The organism is Pseudomonas sp. AO-1 (assembly GCF_019775695.1).
GTDB classification, from domain to species: Bacteria; Pseudomonadota; Gammaproteobacteria; order Pseudomonadales; family Pseudomonadaceae; genus Aquipseudomonas; species Aquipseudomonas parakoreensis.
Window position 1 is genome coordinate 2570220 of the sequence record NZ_CP079947.1, and the last position, 21427, is coordinate 2591646.

General features: G+C 57.7%; 20 protein-coding genes and 2 pseudogenes. 16 read left to right on the forward strand and 6 right to left on the reverse strand.

The window, feature by feature from the left end; all coding sequences use genetic code 11:
- Window positions 1–123: 123 nt before the first annotated feature.
- From KVQ82_RS11960 to KVQ82_RS11970, 3 genes are all read left to right on the forward strand, one after another.
- The gene (locus tag KVQ82_RS11960) at window positions 124–387 is read left to right on the forward strand and encodes a DUF2790 domain-containing protein (protein WP_222018962.1); all 264 of its coding nucleotides are present in this window, start codon (window positions 124–126) and stop codon (window positions 385–387) included.
- A 191-nt stretch (window positions 388–578) separates the two neighbouring features.
- Window positions 579–851, forward strand: a complete 273-nt coding sequence (locus KVQ82_RS11965) for a DUF4242 domain-containing protein (protein WP_007962415.1) — start codon at window positions 579–581, stop codon at window positions 849–851.
- Between the two features lie 30 nt (window positions 852–881).
- A complete protein-coding gene (locus KVQ82_RS11970) occupies window positions 882–1694 on the forward strand; it encodes a class I SAM-dependent methyltransferase (protein WP_222018963.1) in 813 nt (270 codons plus the stop codon).
- 137 nt (window positions 1695–1831) lie between these two features.
- Here the strand turns inward: KVQ82_RS11970 and pcsA are convergent, their stop codons facing one another.
- Window positions 1832–2554: a phosphatidylcholine synthase gene (gene pcsA / locus KVQ82_RS11975; protein ID WP_041073513.1), complete on the reverse strand. Its 723-nt coding sequence runs from the start codon at window positions 2552–2554 to the stop codon at window positions 1832–1834.
- A gap of 250 nt (window positions 2555–2804) precedes the next feature.
- On the opposite strand from pcsA, the gene KVQ82_RS11980 reads away from it, so the two are divergent.
- Window positions 2805–3575, forward strand: a complete 771-nt coding sequence (locus tag KVQ82_RS11980; protein WP_222018964.1) for a tellurite resistance TerB family protein — start codon at window positions 2805–2807, stop codon at window positions 3573–3575.
- 93 nt (window positions 3576–3668) lie between these two features.
- Here KVQ82_RS11980 and KVQ82_RS11985 read toward each other — a convergent pair.
- Window positions 3669–4126 (reverse strand): annotated as a pseudogene (locus tag KVQ82_RS11985) (transposase).
- A gap of 325 nt (window positions 4127–4451) precedes the next feature.
- Between KVQ82_RS11985 and KVQ82_RS11990 the strand changes: the two are divergent.
- The 4 genes and pseudogenes from KVQ82_RS11990 (at window position 4452) to ligD (ending at window position 10508) form a co-directional block, all read left to right on the forward strand.
- A complete protein-coding gene (locus KVQ82_RS11990) occupies window positions 4452–5831 on the forward strand; it encodes an iron-containing redox enzyme family protein (protein ID WP_222018965.1) in 1380 nt (459 codons plus the stop codon).
- Between the two features lie 10 nt (window positions 5832–5841).
- Window positions 5842–6795 carry a class I SAM-dependent methyltransferase gene (locus KVQ82_RS11995; RefSeq protein ID WP_222018966.1) on the forward strand — a complete coding sequence of 318 codons (954 nt, stop codon included), beginning with the start codon at window positions 5842–5844 and terminating at the stop codon, window positions 6793–6795.
- A 17-nt stretch (window positions 6796–6812) separates the two neighbouring features.
- Window positions 6813–7565, forward strand: a pseudogene (locus KVQ82_RS12000) (DNA polymerase ligase N-terminal domain-containing protein); the annotation flags it as partial.
- A 330-nt stretch (window positions 7566–7895) separates the two neighbouring features.
- Complete coding sequence (gene ligD / locus KVQ82_RS12005) at window positions 7896–10508, forward strand: DNA ligase D (protein WP_222018967.1); 2613 nt, start codon at window positions 7896–7898, stop codon at window positions 10506–10508.
- Window positions 10509–11243: 735 nt separating this feature from the next.
- On the opposite strand, the gene KVQ82_RS12010 is transcribed toward ligD, so the two are convergent.
- From KVQ82_RS12010 to KVQ82_RS12020, 3 genes are all read right to left on the reverse strand, one after another.
- The gene (locus KVQ82_RS12010; protein ID WP_222018968.1) at window positions 11244–12230 is read right to left on the reverse strand and encodes an arsenic resistance protein; all 987 of its coding nucleotides are present in this window, start codon (window positions 12228–12230) and stop codon (window positions 11244–11246) included.
- 97 nt (window positions 12231–12327) lie between these two features.
- The gene (locus KVQ82_RS12015; protein WP_222018969.1) at window positions 12328–12939 is read right to left on the reverse strand and encodes a redoxin domain-containing protein; all 612 of its coding nucleotides are present in this window, start codon (window positions 12937–12939) and stop codon (window positions 12328–12330) included.
- 16 nt (window positions 12940–12955) lie between these two features.
- Complete coding sequence (locus KVQ82_RS12020) at window positions 12956–15121, reverse strand: protein-disulfide reductase DsbD (RefSeq protein ID WP_222018970.1); 2166 nt, start codon at window positions 15119–15121, stop codon at window positions 12956–12958.
- A gap of 361 nt (window positions 15122–15482) precedes the next feature.
- Between KVQ82_RS12020 and KVQ82_RS12025 the strand changes: the two genes are divergently transcribed.
- Entirely contained in the window at window positions 15483–15917 is a 435-nt protein-coding gene (locus tag KVQ82_RS12025; RefSeq protein ID WP_222018971.1) for a helix-turn-helix domain-containing protein, read from the forward strand.
- Between the two features lie 326 nt (window positions 15918–16243).
- On the opposite strand, the gene KVQ82_RS12030 is transcribed toward KVQ82_RS12025, so the two are convergent.
- On the reverse strand, window positions 16244–16516 hold the full coding sequence (locus KVQ82_RS12030) for a hypothetical protein (protein ID WP_222018972.1): 273 nt from the start codon (window positions 16514–16516) through the stop codon (window positions 16244–16246).
- 265 nt (window positions 16517–16781) lie between these two features.
- Between KVQ82_RS12030 and KVQ82_RS12035 the strand changes: the two genes are divergently transcribed.
- From KVQ82_RS12035 to KVQ82_RS12065, 7 genes are read left to right on the forward strand one after another with little or no spacing between them, the layout of a single operon-like run.
- Window positions 16782–17195, forward strand: coding sequence for an arsenate reductase ArsC (locus KVQ82_RS12035; RefSeq protein WP_222018973.1), 414 nt, complete (start codon window positions 16782–16784; stop codon window positions 17193–17195).
- Window positions 17196–17203: 8 nt separating this feature from the next.
- Window positions 17204–17575 carry a metalloregulator ArsR/SmtB family transcription factor gene (locus KVQ82_RS12040; protein ID WP_222018974.1) on the forward strand — a complete coding sequence of 124 codons (372 nt, stop codon included), beginning with the start codon at window positions 17204–17206 and terminating at the stop codon, window positions 17573–17575.
- A 27-nt stretch (window positions 17576–17602) separates the two neighbouring features.
- Entirely contained in the window at window positions 17603–18073 is a 471-nt protein-coding gene (locus KVQ82_RS12045) for an arsenate reductase ArsC (RefSeq protein WP_222018975.1), read from the forward strand.
- A 17-nt stretch (window positions 18074–18090) separates the two neighbouring features.
- Window positions 18091–19164 carry an ACR3 family arsenite efflux transporter gene (gene arsB / locus KVQ82_RS12050; protein WP_222018976.1) on the forward strand — a complete coding sequence of 358 codons (1074 nt, stop codon included), beginning with the start codon at window positions 18091–18093 and terminating at the stop codon, window positions 19162–19164.
- Window positions 19157–19873 (forward strand): arsenical resistance protein ArsH, encoded by a 717-nt coding sequence (gene arsH, locus KVQ82_RS12055; RefSeq protein ID WP_222018977.1) that lies wholly within the window; start codon window positions 19157–19159, stop codon window positions 19871–19873. Before arsB ends, arsH begins: the two co-directional genes overlap by 8 nt.
- A gap of 12 nt (window positions 19874–19885) precedes the next feature.
- Complete coding sequence (locus KVQ82_RS12060) at window positions 19886–20398, forward strand: cyclin-dependent kinase inhibitor 3 family protein (RefSeq protein WP_222018978.1); 513 nt, start codon at window positions 19886–19888, stop codon at window positions 20396–20398.
- Between the two features lie 24 nt (window positions 20399–20422).
- Window positions 20423–21427, forward strand: a complete 1005-nt coding sequence (locus tag KVQ82_RS12065) for an ArsJ-associated glyceraldehyde-3-phosphate dehydrogenase (RefSeq protein WP_222018979.1) — start codon at window positions 20423–20425, stop codon at window positions 21425–21427.

Sequence of the window (21427 nt, forward strand, 5' to 3'; positions counted from 1 at the left end):
CACAGCGCGTCATAACGGGCATTTCCAGACACAGACGTGATACCTCAGGCGCCTCAAATAGGCTCCATCGAGGCGCACCCAGCTTGCCTCGGCTCAACCCATCCACGCCTTGAGGTAACCGCCATGACCCGCACATCCGTGATCGCCGCCTACCTGTTCGCCGCCCTGAACATCTGCACCCTGTCGGCCCGTGCCGAAGCCGATATTACCCCGCACACCTACACCTACGGCACGCACCTGGACGTGCAGAAAGTGCTGTCGATGACTCAGGACACCTCAGTGACCTGCGGCATTGTCGATGCGCGCATGACCTACCTCGATTCGGCAGGCAAAACCCAAGTGCTGGATTACCGTAAATTCGCCGATGGCTGCAACAACGAAAATTGAGTGCTCCTCGCCATCCCGAGCAGTCCCGACGGTGTTTCGCAGGCTTTACAAAAAACCGCCACTCATCGGCCCAGCCCTTGTTTTACGTGTTCTTCGGACGATTGGCACGGACGCCATCGACCCTCGGCGCGATAGTGACCAGGCAGGGCCACTGCCGACCCTGTCCTTGATAAAAAGAACGCGAGGTTGCCATGCCGAAATTCGTGATTGAACGCGAGATTCCAGGGGCCGGAAAGCTGTCGCCGCAAGAACTCCAAGCCGTGTCGCAAACCTCCTGCCAAGTGTTGCGTGAACTCGGGCCGCAAGTGCAGTGGCTGCAGAGTTACGTCACCGCCGACAAAATCTATTGCGTTTACATCGCCCCTGACGAAGAGCAGGTGCGCGAGCACGCCAGGCTGGGCGGCTTCCCGGCCAACAGCGTGGCACGGGTGATGACGGTCATTGACCCGACCACGGCTGAATGAAGTTCTCCAACCTGCTGCGGAGCACGATTGATGAGTACGCCCATTGATCTGACGGGTCTGAAGGAGCGCCAGAAAGTCGCCTGGGCCAGCGGCGATTACGCGGTGATCGGCACCACCTTGCAGATCGTCGGCGAAAACCTCGCCGAGGCTTGCGACCTGCGCTGCGATGAAGAGGTGCTGGATGTCGCCGCCGGCAACGGCAATGCGACCCTGGCGGCAGCGCGGCGTGGCTGCCTGGTGACCTCGACCGACTATGTCGCGGCGCTGCTCGAACGTGGGCAGGATCGGGCACGAGCCGAGCATCTGGAGGTGATTTTTCAGGTCGCCGATGCCGAAGCGTTGCCGTTCGCTGACGAGAGTTACGACGCGGTGTTGTCGACCTTCGGCGTGATGTTTGCCCCGGATCAGGCGACTGCGGCGGCGGAACTGGCGCGGGTCTGCCGGCGTGGCGGGCGCATCGGTCTGGCGAACTGGACCCCGGAAGGGTTCGTTGGCCAGATGTTCAAGGTTCTCGGCCGTCACGTGCCGCCGCCCGCCGTCGCGCAGCCACCGTCAAACTGGGGCACCGAAGCGTGGTTGCACAGCCACTTCGATGAACGTGAATTTCTGCTGCAGGTCACCCGCCGCACGTTCAACTTCCGTTATCGCTCGGCGGCGCATTTCATCGACATCTTCCGTCACTGGTACGGGCCGGTGCACAAGGCCTTCGCGGCATTGCCGCCGGAAAGCGGTCAGGCGCTGGAGAGTGATCTGGCGGACTTGCTCAACCGCTCGAATCGGGCGGGAGCCGGTTCGCTGGTGGTGCCGAGCGAGTATCTGGAGGTGGTGATCACCAAACGCTGAATGGCGGAACAATGCCAATCCCTGTGGGAGCTGGCTTGCCAGCGATGGCGGCTGTCCTGTCAAAACGATGTCGACTGACAGTACGAAATCGCTGGCAAGCCAGCTCCCACAGGTATTCGTGTTTGGCAGGTCTGGCGCTATTTCAGGTGTGCCCCATCAACCCACTCCAGCGCCGTACGCCAGATGCAGATCCCCAGAAAGTACGCCGACATCAGCAGCCACAACCCCATCACCAGCGGATTGATCACCGGGTGATTGAGCACCAGTGACAGGCTGCACAACAGCCAGATTGCCGTGACCGCGATGTTGATCGGCATGAACCGGCGCACACGGAACGGGTGCAGGAACTTCATGCGGGTGACGGTCAGCAGCGCCAGGCCAATGATGGTCAGGAAAGTGATCCACGGTCCCGGGCCAATGATGTACAGGCACAGGGCAACCACGTTCCACGCGGCGGGGAAACCGACGAAATAGTTGTCCTTGCTTTTCATGTTGACGTTGCAGAAGCAGAACAGCGAAGACACCAGAATCAGCGACACACTCAGCAGCAGGGTGTAGTCGGGCAGGGGGATGTAGCGGTAGATGAACAGCGCCGGGATAAACACGTAGGTCAGGTAGTCGATCACCAGATCGAGGATCGAACCGTCAAAACTCGGCAGCACCGATTGCACATTGACCTTGCGCGCGAGCGCCCCGTCGAGGCCGTCGACGATCAATGCCACACCCAGCCACATCAGGCAATGGGTCGGCTGGTTCTCCAGCAGGGCGAGGGTCGCCAGAAAGGCAGTGACCACGCCGGTCGCGGTAAAACCATGGGCGCCCCATGCTTTGAGCCTGGCGATGTGTACGGTCGATATCACAGGGGCGTTCTCCAGAAAAATGAAGCAAGCCGGGTATCACCCTCGAGCAAAGGGCGCCGGCAAACCGGGTCGGGGTTGCAGCTATCGACCGGTTTGGCCGGGATAAGGTTCACCACTGTTGAATCTTAGCTGGCCGCTCGAAAAATACCTCGGCGAAAACCGCCGGTGTCAGCCAGACGGTGCTGGCGCGATGGCTGCGCCGGTCTATCGTTGCCTGACGCAGTGAATGCCAATGCCTGAGGACGACATCATGAACACCAGCGATTTGCTCGAACAACTGCTGCGAGGCCAGGCCTCGGCGGGACAACAACGTGCTGACTCGACCGGTAATCCGGACGGACTCGGCGGACTGGGCGGCTTGCTCGGTGGTCTGTTGGGTGGCGGTGCAGGCCCCGGCGGCAGTGCGGCGCAGTCCGGTGGGCTGGGCGGTCTGGGCGGTTTGCTCGGTGGTCTGCTCGGCGGCGGTAGCGGTGGTGGCTTGGGCGGCGCGTTGGGTGGGGCACTGGGTGGCGGTACGCAAAGCCGCTCCGGTGGTACCCATTATGCGGCGCTGGCGTCGCTGGGGATGATGGCGTTCCAGGCGTATCAGGCCTGGCAACGCAGTCAGGCCTCAGCGGCACCGCAACAGATCCCGCCAACCGCCAACCTGCTGGCCGGGCCCGAAGTCGAGGAACACAGTCATGCCGTACTGCGGGCGTTGATCGCCGCAGCCAAGGCCGACGGTGAGATCGATACCCGGGAACAACAGATGATCAACAGTGAAATCAGCAAGCACACCGACGATCCGCAATTGCAGCAGTGGTTCGAAAGCGAAATCGCCAAACCACTGGATGCGAGCGAAGTCGCCGAGGCCGCCAACGGCGACCCGGCCATGGCCGCCGAAATGTACCTGGTCAGCGTGATACTGGTGGACGATCAGCAGGACGCCGAACGCAACTATCTGGATGAACTGGCCGCCGCCCTGCAGATCGACCCGCAATTGCAGGTGCACCTGGAACAGCAGGCCAAGGGGCAGGGCTGAAGCAAAAGTCAACAGATCGCAGCCTTCGGCAGCTCCTACAGGGGAAAAGCGCTCCAAATGTAGGAGCTGCCGAAGGCTGCGATCTGTTGATCTTCAGAGCCAGATTGCGTCCCATAGCGGGTAATCACCCAAACGCTTTACCAGACCGGCCCGCAATGGATTCATGACAATGTAGCGGGCAGCGGCTTTACGATCTTCATCGCGACGCAGAGCTCGGTCGTAATAGCCGCGTTGCCACACCGGCTCCGAATTGCCTCGCAGCAGGTTGACCGAGCGACTACTGCGCGATTTGACACGGCACATTAATTGCGCCAAAGAGCCTTGTTTTAATTCGACCAGCAATGGAGGTGGTCCGGCATCACAACCCAGGCAAGCGAATGAACCACTCCCGCTTGATCGGCGGCCCGCATCTGCCCTACCAATAGTCGTCCTGCTCTCCAATCCGAAAAAACCGGTCGGCGTTGCTCAACCACCGCTGTCAGCAAATAAACCCGCCCAACCTCCGAATAGCGTCCCTTGCGTAAACCGCAGGCTTTTGCAGCTTCAGGCATTCCTTTGCCCTCCGTAACCATCGTCCTTGAACACTAGCGCTCCCGAAACACTCCGCTCGGCCAAGCCTTTACACGATGTAAATGTAGGAGCTGCCGAAGGCTGCGATCTTTTGATCTTGATCGTAAAAGACAAAATCAAAAGATCGCAGCCTGCGGCAGCTCCTACAGTGACCAGACCAAGTGATCAAGTGAAAGAGAATTGGCGCTGATCGCCGTCCGTCAGGGCAATTTTCATGTCGATTGAATTTTTCTCCGTAGCGGTTGCTCTGCTGCTGTAGAGGCGTGAAACAACGCCCTGACCGGCCAACCGAGTGAGAACACTGACATGACTGCCTTGACTTCCCTGCCAGCGCCGAGCGCGCAGCCACAGCCGATCATTGCCGACGGTGACCTGCGGCGTATTTATGAGGCGCTGCTGCTCGAGCATTCGCCTGACACCCTCGCGCAGGATTTTCTCGCCGAGCAGTTGCAGCGCGCCGCGCTGTTGCCCGAAGCGTTGCCGCAGGATCCGTCGGTGTGGCAGGAGTGGGTCGCCGGGCACTGCACCGAGGTTGCCCGGCAGTACGCCGATTACCTGCAACAGCGTCAGGCCGGCGGACCGCGCCAGTTCTTCAGCAACAAGGCTCACGCGTTGTACTTTCTGCAAGCCGTGGCACCGACCAAACTGGTCGATGGCGCGTGGCTGTACGGCTTGTTGGCGCAATGGCGCGACCCGCGTTTTGATGGCTTGCTGTGTACCTATCTGGAAGAACTCGGCGACGGCAATCCTGCGCAAAACCATGTGGTGATCTACCGCAAACTGCTCGCTGAACACGGTTTGCAGGATGCCAGCGCCATCGCCGATGAGCGCTACCTGCAAGGTGCATTGCAACTGGCACTCGGTGCCTGCGGTGAAGCTTGTTTGCCGGAGGTGATCGGTTACAACCTCGGTTACGAACAATTGCCGCTGCACCTGCTGATCAGTGCCTATGAGCTCAGCGAGTTGGGCATCGATCCGTACTATTTCACCCTGCATGTGACCATCGATAACGCCAGCACCGGTCATGCGCAAAAAGCCGTGCAGGCGGTGCTCGACCTGCTGCCGCTGGAAGCGGATCGCAGCGAGTTTCTGCGCCGGGTATCGCTGGGCTATCGACTCAACGACCTGGGGCAGGGCAGCCGCGCCATCATCGAGGGTTTCGACCTGGAACAGGAAGTGCTGACGATGCTCGAGCGCAAGCGTCCGTTCGGTCAGCACATGCATTCCGACTACTGCCGCTTCGACGGCAAAACCGTCAATCAGTGGCTGGCCACGCCCGAGCAACTGCCCGGGTTTCTGCAGGTGATGCAGGACAAGGGCTGGATCAAGCGCAATCAGGATCCGCAGGCCAGCCGTTTCTGGCAGTTGATCGACGGCGACGGTGCGGCGATGTTCGGCGTGTTCAGTCCTTATGAAAAGCAACTGCTGCACGACTGGATTGCCGGCGACTGGACGTCGTCGGAGAAGAATCCGACACCAAGACGCAGCCGCCAGGTCGCCACCCCGGACGCCGCCGTGCCCGAACACGATCCCGATGTGCAGCGTCTGACCTCCTCGCTACAAGGCCAGGACGGTCACGCGCAAATGGCCACGCTGATCCCATGGCTGTCACCCGCCCGCCATGCCCACCCGGCGGGGCTGTTGGCAACGCGTCGCTTCATCGAACTCAAATCCAGTCTGCGCTAAGGAACTCTCCATGAATCAGGAAGAACATTTGTCTGCCGACGACCTCACGCTGCTGCAACTCGGCCGACGCTTGCAGGCCGACGGTTATCGTTTCATCACGCCGACGCCTTTGACCCATCAGCGGGTCAACCAGCGGGACGAGGGGCAGGTGGCCGATACCTTGCGTGATGTCTTCGGCTGGTCGCGCCCGTTCGAACCGGGGTTGTTGTCCGCCGACGAGCAGCGGCAGTTGCAGGAGGCGCAAGTGATTGACGCCTACGACGGCCGTTTGAAAAGCCGGGTGCGCTGGTCGAGTCTGGATGACCTGTTGTTCGTGCATTCGGGCTTTCCCACCGATGCCGCCGATTCGGTGTTTTTCGGTCCGGACACCTACCGTTTCGCGCAGTTGATTCACGCGCATCTGCAGCAGAGCTTTGCACCGATCCAGCGTGCGGTGGATATCGGATGCGGGGCGGGCGTCGGTGCGATTCTGATTGCCCGCGCTCGGCGGGAAGCCGAAGTGTTGGCGGTGGATATCAACCCCGCCGCGCTGCGCCTGACCGCGATCAACGCGGCATTGGCCGAGGTCGCCAACGTCGAGGTGCAGGCCAGCGATGTGTTGCAGGGTACCGACGGCCACTTCGACCTGATCGTCGCCAACCCGCCGTACATGGCCGATCCCGCCGGGCGCGCCTACCGAAATGGCGGAGGTTCACTCGGGGCCGGGTTGTCGCTGCGCATCGTCGAACAGGCGCTGAATCGGCTGGCGCCCGGTGGCTCGTTACTGCTGTACACCGGCGTGGCCATGGTCGATGGCCGTGATCCGTTTTTCGACACCGTGGTGCCACGCCTGGATTCGGCGCGATTCGCTTGGACCTATCGCGAACTGGATCCCGACGTGTTCGGTGAAGAATTGCTGAATCCCGGTTACCAGCGTGTAGACCGGATCGCCGTGGTCGCGCTGACCGTGACCCGCATTGGCTGACACAAGGCAGGTGCGCCATGACCAGGAACCTCGACGACTACAACCGCATGCGCGATTTTTCGGCGACCTCGGAGCCCGCCGCCATCAAGCGCCGTGGCCGCAGCAAGGTGACTGACCATGCGCTGCAGTTCTGCATCCAGAAGCACGACGCTTCGCACCTGCATTATGACTTTCGCCTCGAACTCGATGGCGCGCTGAAGAGCTGGGCGGTGCCCAAGGGGCCGTCGCTCGACCCCAGGGTCAAACGCCTGGCCGTGCACGTCGAAGATCACCCGCTGGATTACGCGACGTTCGAGGGCAGCATTCCCGAAGGGCATTACGGCGCCGGCGAGGTGATCGTCTGGGATCGTGGCGTGTGGATTCCGCAGGAAGACCCGGCCAAGGCTTACGCCAAGGGCAAACTCAAATTCGAACTGCAAGGCGAGAAGCTGTCCGGCCTCTGGAATCTGGTGCGCACCCACATGCCGGGCAAAAAGGAGAACTGGTTTCTGATCAAACATCAGGACAGCGCTGCGCGCCCGCAAGACGATTACGACGTACTCAGCGCCGAGCCGCACAGCGTGCTCAGCGAGCGCACCTTGATCAGTAAGCCCAAGCTCGCCGCCGAGCAAGCCAAACCGGTGCAAAAGGCCCCGGCCAAACCGCGCAAAACGGCGTCCGCTACGCTCACTGGTGCGCGCAAGGCCAAACTGCCGGCGCAACTCAAGCCGGAACTGGCGACGCTGGTCGACAGCGCCCCGGAAGGGCAGTGGAGCTACGAGATCAAATTTAAATAGGTGCCACTTCAAATGTTGCGTTTCAGGTGCCTTATTTTGCGGGATCCGACGTTAGTGGTGTTGCGATTGAAAAAATTCCTTTGTTGCCTTTCGGTGCAGTGCCTTTCACAAAGCTCACCAGAGTGAATTCCAACATGTTGCGTTTGAAATGAGGCGACACGGGCGAACAGCTTTCACTGGTTGCGACTGCAATCCTGATTGTCCTTGTCACCGCGCTTCCGGATTAGCGCAGATCTGGTGAATTCATAAGTGAACCTTCTCACACCTATTCGAGGTCTCAAGACAACAGCAGGTTGATGTTGTCTGCACTTTGGGGAGGGCACCATGGAAAAGCAACTCGAAAAATACAACAGTATGCGTAACTTCGAAGAGAGCCCCGAACCTGCCGGCGTCGCCAAACCTGCGAAAGGCAAACGTAAGGGAAAAGCACACGCCTTGCAGTTCTGCATCCAGAAGCACGATGCTTCGCGCCTGCATTACGACTTCCGCTTGGAGTTAGATGGTGCGCTCAAGAGCTGGGCGGTACCCAAAGGTCCGTCGCTGGACCCCAAGGTCAAGCGCCTGGCGGTGCATGTCGAAGACCATCCGCTGGATTATGCCACCTTCGAGGGCCGCATTCCTGAAGGCCACTACGGTGCGGGCGATGTCATCGTCTGGGATCGTGGCGTGTGGATTCCCCTGGACGATCCGGTCGAGGCCTATGCCAAGGGCCGGCTCAAGTTCGAACTGCAAGGCGAGAAGCTCGGCGGCGTGTGGAACCTGGTTCGCACGCACATGCCGGGCAAGCAGGAGCAATGGTTTCTAATCAAGCATCAGGACGGTGCCGCTCGGGCTGTAGACGATTACGACGTGGTTGCGGCCGAGCCCGACAGCGTGCTCAGCGAACGGACTATCGTCGCCAAAGCACCCAAAGCACCCAAAGCACCCAAGACAGCCAAAGCCAAGGCCATCAAGCAGCCCGCAGCGCCAGTACGCAAAGAACAGTCCGCGCAGCTCACCGGCGCGCGCAAGGCCGAGTTGCCAGACCAGATCAAACCCGAACTGGCGACCTTGGTGGAAAAGGCCCCGGGCGGTCAATGGAGCTATGAGGTCAAATTCGATGGTTTTAGGATGCTCGCTAGGATAGAAGATGGAAAGGTTCGACTCTTTACACGAAACGGCCATGACTGGACCCACAAGTTGCCCGGCCAGGCCAAGGCGCTGGTGTCCCTAGGCCTGGAATCGGCCTGGCTTGACGGTGAAGTTGTGGTGGCCGACGAACACGGCGTACCGGACTTCCAGGCCTTGCAAAACGCCTTCGAGGCCGGCCGCAGCGGCAATATTCTTTACTACCTGTTCGATTTGCCCTACCTCAATGGCGTGGACCTGCGCGAGGTGCCCGTCGAGGAGCGCCGGGCTGCGCTCTCGACGGTGCTCAAGACCGGCAAAGACCCTCTGCTGCGCTTCTCCGAGGCCTTTAGCGAAGACCCGGAGGCCTTGCTCAACAGCGCCTGCCAAATGCAGATGGAAGGCCTGATCGGCAAACGCCTCGGTTCGCCCTATGTCTCCCGGCGCAGCAGTGACTGGATCAAACTCAAGTGCAAGCATCGACAGGAATTCGTTATCGTTGGCTTCACCGACCCCAAAGGTTCACGCAATGCCTTCGGTGCGTTGCTTCTGGGGCTGCATGACCGCGACAGCGGTGAGTTGCGCTACGCCGGCAAGGTCGGCACCGGGTTTACCGAGGCGACCCTCAACAGCATTCATCAACGACTCAAACCCCTGCATACGAAGAAACCCGCGGTGGTCAACCCGCCCGGCGGTGCCGAGTTCAAGGCTGTGCATTGGCTCAAACCGCGCCTGCTGGCGGAAGTGGCCTTTGCCGAAATGACCAAGGACGGTTCGGTGCGCCATGCGGTGTTCCATGGCCTGCGTGACGACAAACCTGCCAAAGACATCACTGAGGAGCGTCCGACTGCCGTGAAAACTGCCCCTGGGAAAAAAACCGCCGCGGCCCAACCTTCCGCCGCGAAGAAGAAAGCCGAACCTGCGCCGTCCCAGATCGGCCTTGACCAGGGCAAGGTGCGCATCACTCACCCGGACCGTGTCATCGACGCCAGCAGTGGTGCGACCAAAGTGCAACTGGCGGAGTATTACGCCAGCGTCGCCGAGTGGATTCTGCCGCAGCTCAAGGACCGCCCCGTGGCGTTGGTGCGCGCGCCGGATGGCATCGCCGGCGAACTGTTTTTCCAGAAAAACGCCGAGCGCCTGGCCATTCCCGACATCACCACCCTAGACCAGAAGCTCACGGGCCAACCGATGATGGTGATCAACAACGCCGAGGCGTTGATCGGCGCCGTGCAGATGAGCACCGTCGAACTGCACACCTGGAACGCCACCTCGGACCACCTCGACAAACCCGACCGCTTCGTCCTTGACCTCGACCCGGACCCGGCCTTGCCATGGAAACGCATGGTCGAGGCCACCCAGTTGACCCTGACGGTGCTCGATGAACTGGGGCTCAAGGCGTTCCTCAAGACCAGCGGCGGAAAGGGCATTCACCTGGTGGTGCCGCTGACCCGCAAGCTCGGCTGGGATGAAGTCAAGGAGTTCAGCCGCGCCATTGTCAGCCACATGGCCAAGATGCTGCCGGAGCGTTTTTCCGCAGTGTCCGGGCCGAAGAATCGGGTGGGACGGATCTTCATCGATTACCTGCGCAACGGCTTGGGCGCGACCACCATCTGCGCCTACGCCGTGCGTACGCGAGAAGGGTTGCCGGTGTCGATGCCGATTTTTCGTGAAGAGGTCGAATCGCTCAAGGGCGGCAACCAGTGGAACATTCACAATGCGCATGAACGCCTGGCCGAAGTGGGCGATGGACCTTGGGCAGACATGAAGAAAACCCGGCAGACGATTACGGCCGAGATGCAGCGGCGGGTGGGGATGAAAAAGCCCTGATCCAGACTGACGCTGCACTGAAGCAGTTTTGGGAAAGGCAAACGAACAATAGAACTCAATTCAATTAGTGGATTTTGATTTTTCAGGTTCGTCCTGAAGCGATTTGAATCTTCGGGGGCGGACCAGTGGCCCAGACCCGCGAAGTACTGTTTTTCCAGATGCGGCCGCACGCTCAAGATCCTCAGGCGATGCAGCGTAAACAGGTGCTACCAGCTAGTCGCGGTTGCGCGTTTTTATCTCCAGCGCTCGCAGGTATTCTTTTTCAACCCACGACGGCTCAACTTGTTCATATGTTCACACCTGAAGTGATTACAAACACCGTCAGGCAAGCATCCTTTTTTGCGGAGTGTTCGGTACGCTATGGCCGAGCGCCAACGTTCTTGTTGATGACGGGGTATGAGCAAGTTCGCTCTGTCGTCGCGGCGCTGGCGGGTGATTGGGATGCGGCCAAAAGGGTCGAGCTGGTCCTCCCGGAGACGGGCATTTGCAACTCGGATTTCGATGAAGTCGATGATCGCTTGAGGGCTTCGGCAAGCCAGACGTCTTGTTGCGGTACTGGAGGGACAATCCCACAGGCCGCACCTCGTACGTCGTCGGGTTGCTGCAAAGGCTAGTGCCTCCCCGAACCCGCCCTTAGCGACAAAGGCGGGTCAGGTTGATTCACATATTTTTCAAAAGAGTTCAGGTCGTCATTGATAAGCGTCCAGCTAACTCCCCTTGAGGTAAGTCACATGCCTATGAGGTCATCGACGCAATCTGCGATTTTTTCCGCCAAACGAGTGCCGGTATTGCGCGGATGTAGATCAGCTCACCAACCAACTCGATCAACGTCTGGGTGATCACAGCAGCGGCAGCAAGGCCTCGAATTTCTTCTGGCAATGCCAGAGCCAATGGCAGAACGACCAAAGAGTTACGCGTTGACGAGCTGAAAGTGACCGCTCTGGCAGTCGTGGAGGGCAGCTTGAAAGCTCTCGAAGCCAACGCGCCCACCAACGGTGCCAGCAGCATGAAGCCGATATACACAGGGATCACCGGGGCAAGCTGGTCGATGTCGCGAACGACCGAGGAGATTTGAGAACCGACCACCGCGATCAGAACCGCCGCCATTGCTGGAACGGGTAGCCAAGCCCAGGCGGCGTTCCAACCGCCGACGATTTTCGACTTTTTGGCCAGCGCCGCTGTAACCACGGCCAACAACAACGGCGCGACAATCAGCACGAGAAAGGCTTCAACAAACGGGCCTACCGAGATCACGACTTCGGACTGTCTGCCCAAAATGAAGGCCAAGTACACGGGTAGCAGAACAAGCTGAAGTAGCAGCAGGATCGGTGTGGCCGCAAGGATCCCACGAGAGTCGCCCTTGCCAATATGAGTAAAGACCACCACGTAGTCGATGCAGGGTGTCAGCAGTACCAGAAGAGCACCAACAAGGATCGCCGGATGATCCGTGAGTCCTCTGGTGAGGCCCCACACCAGCAGTGGAATCAGTACGAAGTTGGCGATCAAAAGAGCTGACATGAAGCGTCTATTGCTCAGGCCTTCGCGCAGGTCAAGAAAGGGAATCTGTAGGAACATCGCGTACATCAGCACGGCGATGGTTGGAGTCACCAAAGCATTCAGCCCCTGAGCGGCCACAGGCGCCATGAACCCACCGATTGCTGCGGCAATGACCGCGACGAAATAGATCGGTATCTGGTTCTGTTCAAGTGCATCCCTATCCATAGTGCTCCCCTCGGGTATCAAAAAAAGGCCGTCAGCCTAAGCAACCGCAACTCGTCCGTCGAGTGATGCGTGTATTTCTAACGCTGTGCGAAGAACATCACAGATATTTAACGGAACACCCATAAGGTTGTGTTGAAGAAATACTGACCGGTTTATCGGCCAGGCTTTCATCCAACGCCGTTTTCACGAAGTTCTTTGCGATTTTTACGTCCTCGATGTTCGTGCTGCGCTTGTCATCAATCGCACCCGCATACACCACCTTGCCAGCAGGGCTGACCACAAACATGTGCGGGGTCGTTTTAGCGCCGTACAGCTTGGCTAAGCTGGTGTCAGAATCCATCAACAAGGCAGATGGGGCTGCTTTCATCTCGGTTTCCCAAGCGTTCATCTCTGAACCTGGACGGTAAGAAGCGCTTCCTGCCTCTGCGGTGTTGACTGACAACCACACCACGCCTTTTGCGCGGTATTCACTTTGTAAGGCCTGCATGTTGCCGCTGCGATAGTGCTTTTGGGTAAACGGGCAAACGGGATTCATCCACTCCAGAACCACGTACTTCCCTTTGTAGTCTGCCAGCGAGACAGAAGTACCATTGCTGTCTGTCACGGTGAAGTTCGGAGCCGCTTGCCCTACGACTGCCGCAGCGCTCGCCACGTTCGCCCAGAGCGATACCAGCAGTAATGTCATTGACGCGACGATGGATGTTTTCATGTTGATTTTTCCTCGGTTAAAGAGTGCCCAGAATGGGCTTCGATGACTCACTGCCAGGTGACTCGGGAGAAGCAAGTGCAGCCTTCACCAGAGATTTAGTCAGCAACTCTGGCAGCATTTCTGGCGATTGGCCTGGACGGAGAACGAGATACATGGGAACCGCAGACCGGCCATAGCGCGCCAAGGCACGGGTGATTTCAGGGTCTCGATTTGTCCAGTCGGCCCGCATTCTGACCACACCGCTTTGCTCGAAGGCATGGTCGATTTCATCGGTATTCAGCACGAGCTTTTTATTGACTTGGCAGGTCACGCACCAAGCAGCGGTAAAGTCGACAAATACGGTCTTCCCATCGCCTAATTGCTGTTCAACCTTGGCTTGCGAGTAGGTCTCCCACTGACCAGCTTGGCGTGTTAACTCGGAGGTCGCGGAGCCGGCGATATTGGCCATCGGTATCAGGATGCTCAACGCCAAAACCCATGAAATCGTTTTACCCAATCTGGAGGGAAACCTGCCGAAAAGCCACAGGCCAAGACCCATTAACCAGAGTGCCAAAAGAAGGTCGATCAACGGGCTTACGCCAGCCTGGACGCCCAGCACCCAGGCGAGCCATATGACGGTTGCAAGCAGCGGAAAGGCTAGGAATTGACGTAATTGCACCATCCATGGCCCTGGTCGAGGCAACCACTTCCTGATGCCGGAAAACCAAGCCAGCAGGAAGTATGGCAAGGCCATACCGAGGCCCAGCGAGGTGAAGACGGCCAACGAAGTCCATCCGGGCTGGGTCACTGCATAACCAAGCGCCACCGCCATGAACGGGCCTGTACAGGGTGAGGCAACCGCAACAGCGAGCACACCGGAGAAAAATGCACTGACGTCTGGGTGACGAGGGCTGATGGATGCAAGAGGGCTCGGCACCAGGCTGCCCATCTCGAAAACACCCAAAAGATTGAGCGCAAGCACAAAAAACAACAACGCAAGGCTGGCGACTATTACCGGTGATTGAAGCTGAAAGCCCCATCCGAATTCATGCCCAGCAGATCGTAATCCCATCAGCACAATCGCAAGCAGCCAGAACGAAATGACGACGCCTATTGAGTAGAACAGGCCATTTCGGCGCGATTTGTATGGATCTGCTTCGCGAGCAAATGCGAATACCTTCATCGAGAGGATCGGAAAGACGCAGGGCATCAGGTTGAGCAGTATCCCGCCTGAAAAAGCCAGCAACACCGCAGCAATCAACCCCAGTTGAGCGCTTGTATCGATGGTCGCGTTCGGCTTGGCTACTTCTGCACCCTGGACTGGAATATCGATTTCCAGCGCCTCTGGTGAGCCTGTGCCATTTTCCGTCACTACGATGCCGCGAAGTCGCACCAGGGGAGCCACTGGCTGAACTGCACGTGTCATGGAGAGTTGATAGCCAGCGTCATCGTATGACAAGGTCTGAACCGCACTCGGCTCGATCACCCCCTCATCATACGGAAAAAAACTGACGCTCTGAGGGAAGGATTGCCCTTGTGGAGGCGCGATAGAAAGGGTGCTACCGGTACTCGTCGATACCGCAGAAAAGCTCCAATCATTTGCCTTTTTTGGCAACAGGGTTCGCACCGTCTCGAAGCCCCGAACTGCCTCGGGATTGGCAATTGGAGAAGTGCCCGGCAATCCTACTGGCAGGGTTAGTGTCAGCTGCCCCTCTTCAGGAATGCAGACGTCATAGCAAACCAGCCACTCTACGTGGCCACTCAGCGTGACCGACGGGTTGACGAAGTCCGGAGGTAGGGTGATGTCACTGATGAGCCAGGTTTCACCCTCATAGCCAAAGTTCATCAATGGGCCAAACGGTAGTCGCTTAGGAGCGGGCCATTGAATCGCGCCCATTTGGATGCCTTCTGGCACGTTCCACTTGATCTGCGTCGGCAAGCCTGAATCGCCAGGGGTACGCCAATAGCTGTGCCACTGTGGATGGTGGTTCAATTTCAATGCAATCGACGATGTTTTTCCCGGAGTCAGCTTCTGGTGTTCTGCCACCAATTGCGCACTCATGTGCTCGGTAGTTACTACGTTGCTCGCATTGGATGCCCAGAGCGCGCCCGCGTACATACCCAGCAAAAACGTAACGCATACGCGTACCAAGTGCTTATGCAGGGCGATCAAGCGGGAGGTACCCACGATATCAGCGACCACGGCACTCCGCTCCTTTGCATGGCTTTTGCGAATTCGCGCACCGGTGCTGCTTGTGGCTAACATTGCGATAAACCAAGGCTCCAACCGATAGGGCCACGAGGGTCAGACCAAGCCACCAAGCATTGGCGGTTATGTTTATTGCGGCGATCCCCATCAGCCCAAGCATGGGTGTGGCACAACAGGCCAGGCAGCCTAGCCCCACTGCGCCCCCGATTTTATTGAGGGTTGTCGCCTTCATCATTGGAAAGTCTCTGGAAAAAACATCTCGAGCCGGCCACGCCGCATTGGTTATCAGTATCAGTCGAACCAGAGTAATATCTGTAGCTACTACAGGTTCAAGTGATTTCTTTGGAGAAGCGACATGTGGGGAATCGGCGCCTTGTCGAAGGAGACCGGATGCAACATCGAAACCATCCGGTACTACGAAAAAATTGGCCTACTGCCCATCGCCAATCGCTCCTCTGGAGGGCATCGGGTTTACACGGAGCAGCACCGGGCGCGACTGCTGTTTATCCGCCAAGGACGGGAGCTTGGATTCCCTCTGGATGAAGTCCGCGAACTGATCAGCCTCTCCGGCGATCAGCAGCGTTCTTGTGGCGAGGCATTGTCGGTGGTCAGGAAGCATCTGGAGTCCGTGGAAGCAAAACTGGCCCGATTGCAAACCATCAGGCAAGAATTACTGTATATGGCCAAGGACTGCCAAACCTGCTGTCCCGGAACAATGGCACCCGATTGCACCATCGTGGAAGCACTGGCTGACTCCGGAATCAAGATCAGCTCAGGGTGCTGTTCCTGAGCGCTCATTAACTTGACGCCCCGCCTACGATCTTGCCGATGATTGGATATGAACAGATCTGGTCTGTCGTCGCGGAGTTGATTGGCGATTGGCATCTGGCATCTGGCGAATAAGGTTGAGCTGGCTCTCCCCGAGACTGGCGTATATGACTCGGATTTCGTTGAAGTCGGTGACAGTTTGAAGGCTTTGACAAGTCAGGCGTCTTGTTGCGTCGCTGGAGGCGCAATCCTGATGTCACACCTCTTGCCTCTCCAGGTTGTTGCAAAGGCTAATACCCATCCATCGAAACCCGCCCCTGCGATAGGGGCGGATCAGGTTTAATCGTTTTATTTCTTAAGCGTGCTCAGATAGTCCTTGAGCGCGTTCTCGTCACCAGACTTAACGGTCATCCCGTCTGGACCGGTCCCAATTTCCGTGTATTGCTTGGCCGGTTCGCCGTGTGCCTTGAATTCTTTCAGTTGTTCAGAACCTTCACGAAAGACCCAAAGGCGGCCGTCTTCTACTTTGGTAAAGAATCCGGGCTTGTCGTACTGGCTCGCGAAGCTAACGCTCGCAAACAGGCTAGTCAGCAAGGCGGCGGTGATCGTCAGTTTTTTCATCTTCCAGGCTCCTGGTTGGTTGGATCGGAGCAGAGGCTATCCTCGAATGGATGACAAACTTATTACAATATTCATATATATAATTTTCCAAATGTTTCTTAAGCGCTTTGCTGAGTGAGTATCCCATATGCCCTAGAAAGAAGGGCTTTTAGGGGGGGTTGCTCGGCATGAACTGGTCCTTTTCGAATTTTTCCGGTGCAGGGGCTTTACCTCGCATGCATAAAATCATATATTCGATAAATCGTATATGAGCTGAGGCTTCACAATGACCAGCAAAGCCCGTGTCCTGTTCGTTTGTACTGCCAACGCTGCCCGCTCTCAGTTGGCCCAAGCGCTGCTGAGGCATACTGATTCGGAGCATTTCGAGGCATTCAGCGCCGGAACCGTTCCAACTCAGGTCGATCCGCGCACCTTCGACGCACTTTCCCACCTTGGGGTGAATACCGAAGGATTGCGCAGCAAATCCGTAGACGAATTCCGTGGTGAGCGTTTCGATTACGTCATCACCTTGTGCGATAAAGCAGCAGCGGAATGCCAGTCGTTACCTGGAGCTGGCGAGGCATTGGCTTGGAACTTTGAGGACCCGGCGACCAGCACCAAACCCGACGCGTTCCGTCACACCCTTCACGAAATTCATGAGCGCATCAAGATGTTCGTCTTGGTGAAAACCAAACGCTGAGAATCGATATGGCTGACCATCTGACACCGACCACTGTTTTCAAATGCCTGGCGGACGACACCCGGGTCCGCACCATGCTGCTCATCACCCGTGAAGGAGAGCTTTGTGTTTGCGAGCTGACCTGCGCGTTGAACGAGAGTCAGCCAAAAATCTCCAGGCATCTCGCCCAACTGCGAACTTGCGGCCTGTTGTCGGACCGTCGGCAAGGCCAATGGGTGTATTACCGACTGCACCCGAATCTCCCAGACTGGGTTCATCAAGTGCTGACCACTGCGCTCGAAAGCAACAAGCACTGGTTAAGCCCTGATGCCAAACGCCTTGATGAAATGGGTGACCGCCCTGAACGTGCAGCCGTGTGCTGTGAAAGCCAAATCGCCTGATTCCGCCTTCGACTACGAGACCGCTCGATGAAAATCCTGTTTCTCTGCACTGCCAATAGCTGCCGCAGCATCCTTTGTGAAGCGGTCTTCAATCACTTGGCACCGGAAGGCATGAAAGCCTACAGCGCGGGCAGTCAACCCAAAGGCGAAGTGCATCCGCTGAGTCTCAAGACGTTGGAAAACGCTGGTATGTCGACGCTCGGGTTGTGCAGTAAGTCCAGCGATGTCCATGTGAACCTGGCTCCTGATTTCGTCATCACGGTTTGCGACAAGGCTGCCGGTGAAGCCTGCCCGGTATTTTTCGGACCGGTCACCAAGGCGCACTGGGGGTTGGCTGACCCTTCGGAATACCTCGGCACTCAAGAAGAGATCGGGGCGGCTTTTGAAGCCACTTTGGAGCAGATCAAAACCCGTATTGAAGCCTTCCTGGCTTTACCTCTTTCCCAACTGAGTGCCGAACAGCTCAAGGCAGAGCTGGCCCTGATAGGCACGCTGTAACTACAGGAGCAATGATCATGAGTAAGAGCCGCCTTTCCTTCCTGGACCGTTACCTGACGCTGTGGATCTTTCTCGCCATGGCCTTGGGCATCGGTTTGGGGAGCCTGTTCGAAGGCTGGCCGCAGTGGCTCAACAGTCTTTCTGTGGGCACCACCAACATCCCCATCGCTATCGGCTTGATCGTGATGATGTATCCACCTCTGGCCAAGGTTCGTTATGAGGAACTGCCGGAAGTCTTCAAGGACAAGCGCATCCTCGTTTTGTCTTTGGTCCAGAACTGGGTCATCGGACCGGTGTTGATGTTCGCGCTGGCGATCATCTTCCTTCGGGACCAGCCGGAATACATGACCGGCCTGATCCTCATCGGCTTGGCTCGTTGCATCGCGATGGTGCTGGTTTGGAACCAGATCGCGGGTGGCAACAATCAGTACGTCGCCGGACTGGTGGCATTCAACAGCATCTTTCAAATCCTGTTTTTCAGTCTGTATGCCTGGGTATTCCTTGGGTTGTTGCCGCCGTTATTCGGGCTGGAAGGCAGTGTCATTGAGACCAGCTTTGTCAGCATTGCCGAGTCGGTCCTGATCTACCTAGGTGTGCCGTTCCTGGCAGGCTTCTTGACCCGCAAGATTCTCATCGCACGTAAAGGTGAAAACTGGTTCCAGGAGCGCTTCATTCCGAAGATCAGCCCGCTGACGCTGGTGGCGCTGCTGTTGACCATCGTGGCCATGTTCAGCCTTAAGGGTGACGTGGTGCTGCAATTGCCGTTGGATGTGTTGCGCATCGCGATCCCCCTGACGATCTACTTCGTGGTGATGTTCCTCATCAGCTTCTGGATGGGGAAATTGCTCAAGGCTGACTATCCACGCACCACCGCACTGGCTTTCACAGCCGCAAGCAACAACTTCGAACTGGCGATTGCCGTGGCCATTGCCACCTTCGGCCTGGCTTCTCCGGTCGCCTTCGCCACAGTGATTGGCCCGTTAGTGGAAGTGCCGGTTCTGATTTCCCTGGTCGGTGTGGCCCTCTGGCTGAAACGCCGCTGGTTCGACGAATCCAAGAGCGCCGTTGCGCAGGACAAAGACTATGTTTGATGACCATATTCCCCAGCTCGATACCGAACTGGTTGATCTTCCATCGGCAGACAAACTCGGTATCGAAAAGACCTCCATTCACAAGCCGCGCATTTTGCTGCTCTACGGATCGACTCGTGAGCGCTCCTTCAGTCGTCTGCTGGTAGAGGAAGCCGCTCGGTTGCTGGAGCACTTCGGTGCCGAGACGCGGATTTTTAATCCCTCAGGCTTGCCGCTGCCAGATGATGCCCCCGACGATCATCCACGCGTGAAGGAGCTGCGCGACTTGGTGTTGTGGTCCGAGGGACAGGTCTGGTGCTCTCCAGAGCGTCACGGAAATATGAGTGCAGTGTTCAAAGCGCAGATCGATTGGGTGCCACTCGTGATGGGCGCTGTACGCCCGACTCAGGGCAAAACCCTCGCGGTGATGCAGGTGTGTGGCGGCTCGCAGTCGTTCAACGTGGTCAATCAGCTGCGGGTGCTGGGACGCTGGATGCGCATGTTCACCATCCCCAACCAATCCTCCGTACCGAAGGCCTATATGGAATTTGACGACAACGGCCGGATGAAACCTTCTCCGTTCTACGACCGTGTCGTTGATGTGATGGAAGAGTTGGTGAAATTCACGCTGCTGCTTCGCGACCGCCAGGACTATCTGGTGGATCGTTATTCCGAGCGCAAGGAGTCGGCGGAAGAACTCATGAAACGTGTCAATCAGCGCTCCATCTGAGGATTTTTAACCGTGCAACAACACCCATATTCCGTACTGCCCCTGGCACAGTTCAATGGCCAATTGATCTTCACCCCGTGTCCAGGCACGAAGGGCACCAAGCCTTTCGAGGCGCTGCAAACCCTCAAGGACGCGGGGGCATCGGCGCTTTTGACGCTGATGCCAATAGAAGAGTTGCTTCAGAACGAGATCGACCTGCTGCCCGAAGAGTGCCAAATGCTCGGCATCGAGTGGTTTCACCTGCCAGTAGAAGACGATCAAGCGCCTGGCGAAGCATTCAAAGCCGCATGGGAACAGCATCATCCGCGACTCCAGCAGTTGCTGACCGAAGGGAAAACCATTGCTATCCATTGCAAGGGCGGCTCGGGTCGTACCGGCTTGGTCGCCGCTCAGTTATTGATCGAGAGCGGTGTGCCATTTAGTGATGCCATCCGCGATGTTCAGTCGTTGCGTCCACGCGCCATTCAGCATCCTGCCCACATTGAATACATCGGCCAGTTTGACACCCAGTCGAACTCCCACTGACAAACAGATACAGAGCACAACAACATGACTATCAAAGTTGGCATCAATGGTTTTGGCCGGATCGGTCGCCTCGCTCTGCGAGCAGCCTGGAGTTGGCCTGAGTTCGAATTCGTACAGATCAACGATCCAGCAGGTGACGCGGCGACTCATGCGCACCTGATCAACTTCGACTCGGTACATGGCCGTTGGCACAACGAAGCCAGCGCTGAAGGCGACAGCGTCGTCATCGACAGTAAGCGGATCAAAGTCACGGCCAACAAAGCGATTGCCGATACCGACTGGTCGGGTTGCGATCTCGTTATTGAAGCCAGCGGCAAGATGAAAACAGTGGCGGTGTTGCAAGCCTACCTGGATCAGGGCGTTAAACGTGTGGTGGTCTGCGCTCCGGTGAAGGAAAAAGGCGCGCTGAACGTCGTCATGGGCGTCAATCATCAGCTGTTCAATGCGGCAGAACATCGCATCGTCACCGCCGCTTCGTGCACCACCAACTGTCTGGCGCCAGTGGTGAAAGTGATCCACGAGAAGCTGGGCATTCGCCACGGCTCGATCACCACCATTCACGACCTGACCAACACCCAGAGCATTCTCGATCAGCCGCACAAGGATCTGCGTCGTGCACGTGCTTCGGGCATGAGCCTGATTCCAACCAGCACCGGCTCGGCCACTGCCATTGCCGAAATCTTCCCGGAGCTGCGTGGACGCCTCAATGGTCACGCTGTACGTGTGCCGCTGGCCAATGCTTCGCTGACTGACTGTGTTTTTGAAGTCGAGCGTGCCACCACGGTCGAAGAGGTGAATCAGTTCCTCAAGGACGCGTCCGAGAATGAACTGAAAGATATCCTCGGTTTCGAGGAGCGTCCGCTGGTGTCCATTGACTACCGCACCGACCCGCGCTCATCGATCATCGATGCGCTGTCGACCATGGTCATCAACGGCACCCAGGTCAAACTTTACGCCTGGTACGACAACGAATGGGGCTATGCCAACCGTACCGTCGAACTGGCCAAAATGGTTGGCCTGGCAGTCTAA

Excerpts from the sequence above, each read along its gene's own strand:
- arsH (WP_222018977.1), top strand. The coding sequence starts at position 19,157 with ATGTTTGATGACCATATTCCCCAGCTCGATACCGAACTGGTTGATCTT.
- KVQ82_RS12030 (WP_222018972.1), bottom strand. The coding sequence starts at position 16,516 with ATGAAAAAACTGACGATCACCGCCGCCTTGCTGACTAGCCTGTTTGCG.
- ligD (WP_222018967.1), top strand. The coding sequence starts at position 7,896 with ATGGAAAAGCAACTCGAAAAATACAACAGTATGCGTAACTTCGAAGAG.
- KVQ82_RS12065 (WP_222018979.1), top strand. The coding sequence starts at position 20,423 with ATGACTATCAAAGTTGGCATCAATGGTTTTGGCCGGATCGGTCGCCTC.
- KVQ82_RS12045 (WP_222018975.1), top strand. The coding sequence starts at position 17,603 with ATGAAAATCCTGTTTCTCTGCACTGCCAATAGCTGCCGCAGCATCCTT.
- KVQ82_RS11960 (WP_222018962.1), top strand. The coding sequence starts at position 124 with ATGACCCGCACATCCGTGATCGCCGCCTACCTGTTCGCCGCCCTGAAC.
- KVQ82_RS11990 (WP_222018965.1), top strand. The coding sequence starts at position 4,452 with ATGACTGCCTTGACTTCCCTGCCAGCGCCGAGCGCGCAGCCACAGCCG.
- KVQ82_RS11970 (WP_222018963.1), top strand. The coding sequence starts at position 882 with ATGAGTACGCCCATTGATCTGACGGGTCTGAAGGAGCGCCAGAAAGTC.
- arsB (WP_222018976.1), top strand. The coding sequence starts at position 18,091 with ATGAGTAAGAGCCGCCTTTCCTTCCTGGACCGTTACCTGACGCTGTGG.
- KVQ82_RS11995 (WP_222018966.1), top strand. The coding sequence starts at position 5,842 with ATGAATCAGGAAGAACATTTGTCTGCCGACGACCTCACGCTGCTGCAA.
- KVQ82_RS11965 (WP_007962415.1), top strand. The coding sequence starts at position 579 with ATGCCGAAATTCGTGATTGAACGCGAGATTCCAGGGGCCGGAAAGCTG.
- KVQ82_RS12035 (WP_222018973.1), top strand. The coding sequence starts at position 16,782 with ATGACCAGCAAAGCCCGTGTCCTGTTCGTTTGTACTGCCAACGCTGCC.
- KVQ82_RS12015 (WP_222018969.1), bottom strand. The coding sequence starts at position 12,939 with ATGAAAACATCCATCGTCGCGTCAATGACATTACTGCTGGTATCGCTC.
- KVQ82_RS12025 (WP_222018971.1), top strand. The coding sequence starts at position 15,483 with ATGTGGGGAATCGGCGCCTTGTCGAAGGAGACCGGATGCAACATCGAA.
- KVQ82_RS12010 (WP_222018968.1), bottom strand. The coding sequence starts at position 12,230 with ATGGATAGGGATGCACTTGAACAGAACCAGATACCGATCTATTTCGTC.
- KVQ82_RS11980 (WP_222018964.1), top strand. The coding sequence starts at position 2,805 with ATGAACACCAGCGATTTGCTCGAACAACTGCTGCGAGGCCAGGCCTCG.
- KVQ82_RS12040 (WP_222018974.1), top strand. The coding sequence starts at position 17,204 with ATGGCTGACCATCTGACACCGACCACTGTTTTCAAATGCCTGGCGGAC.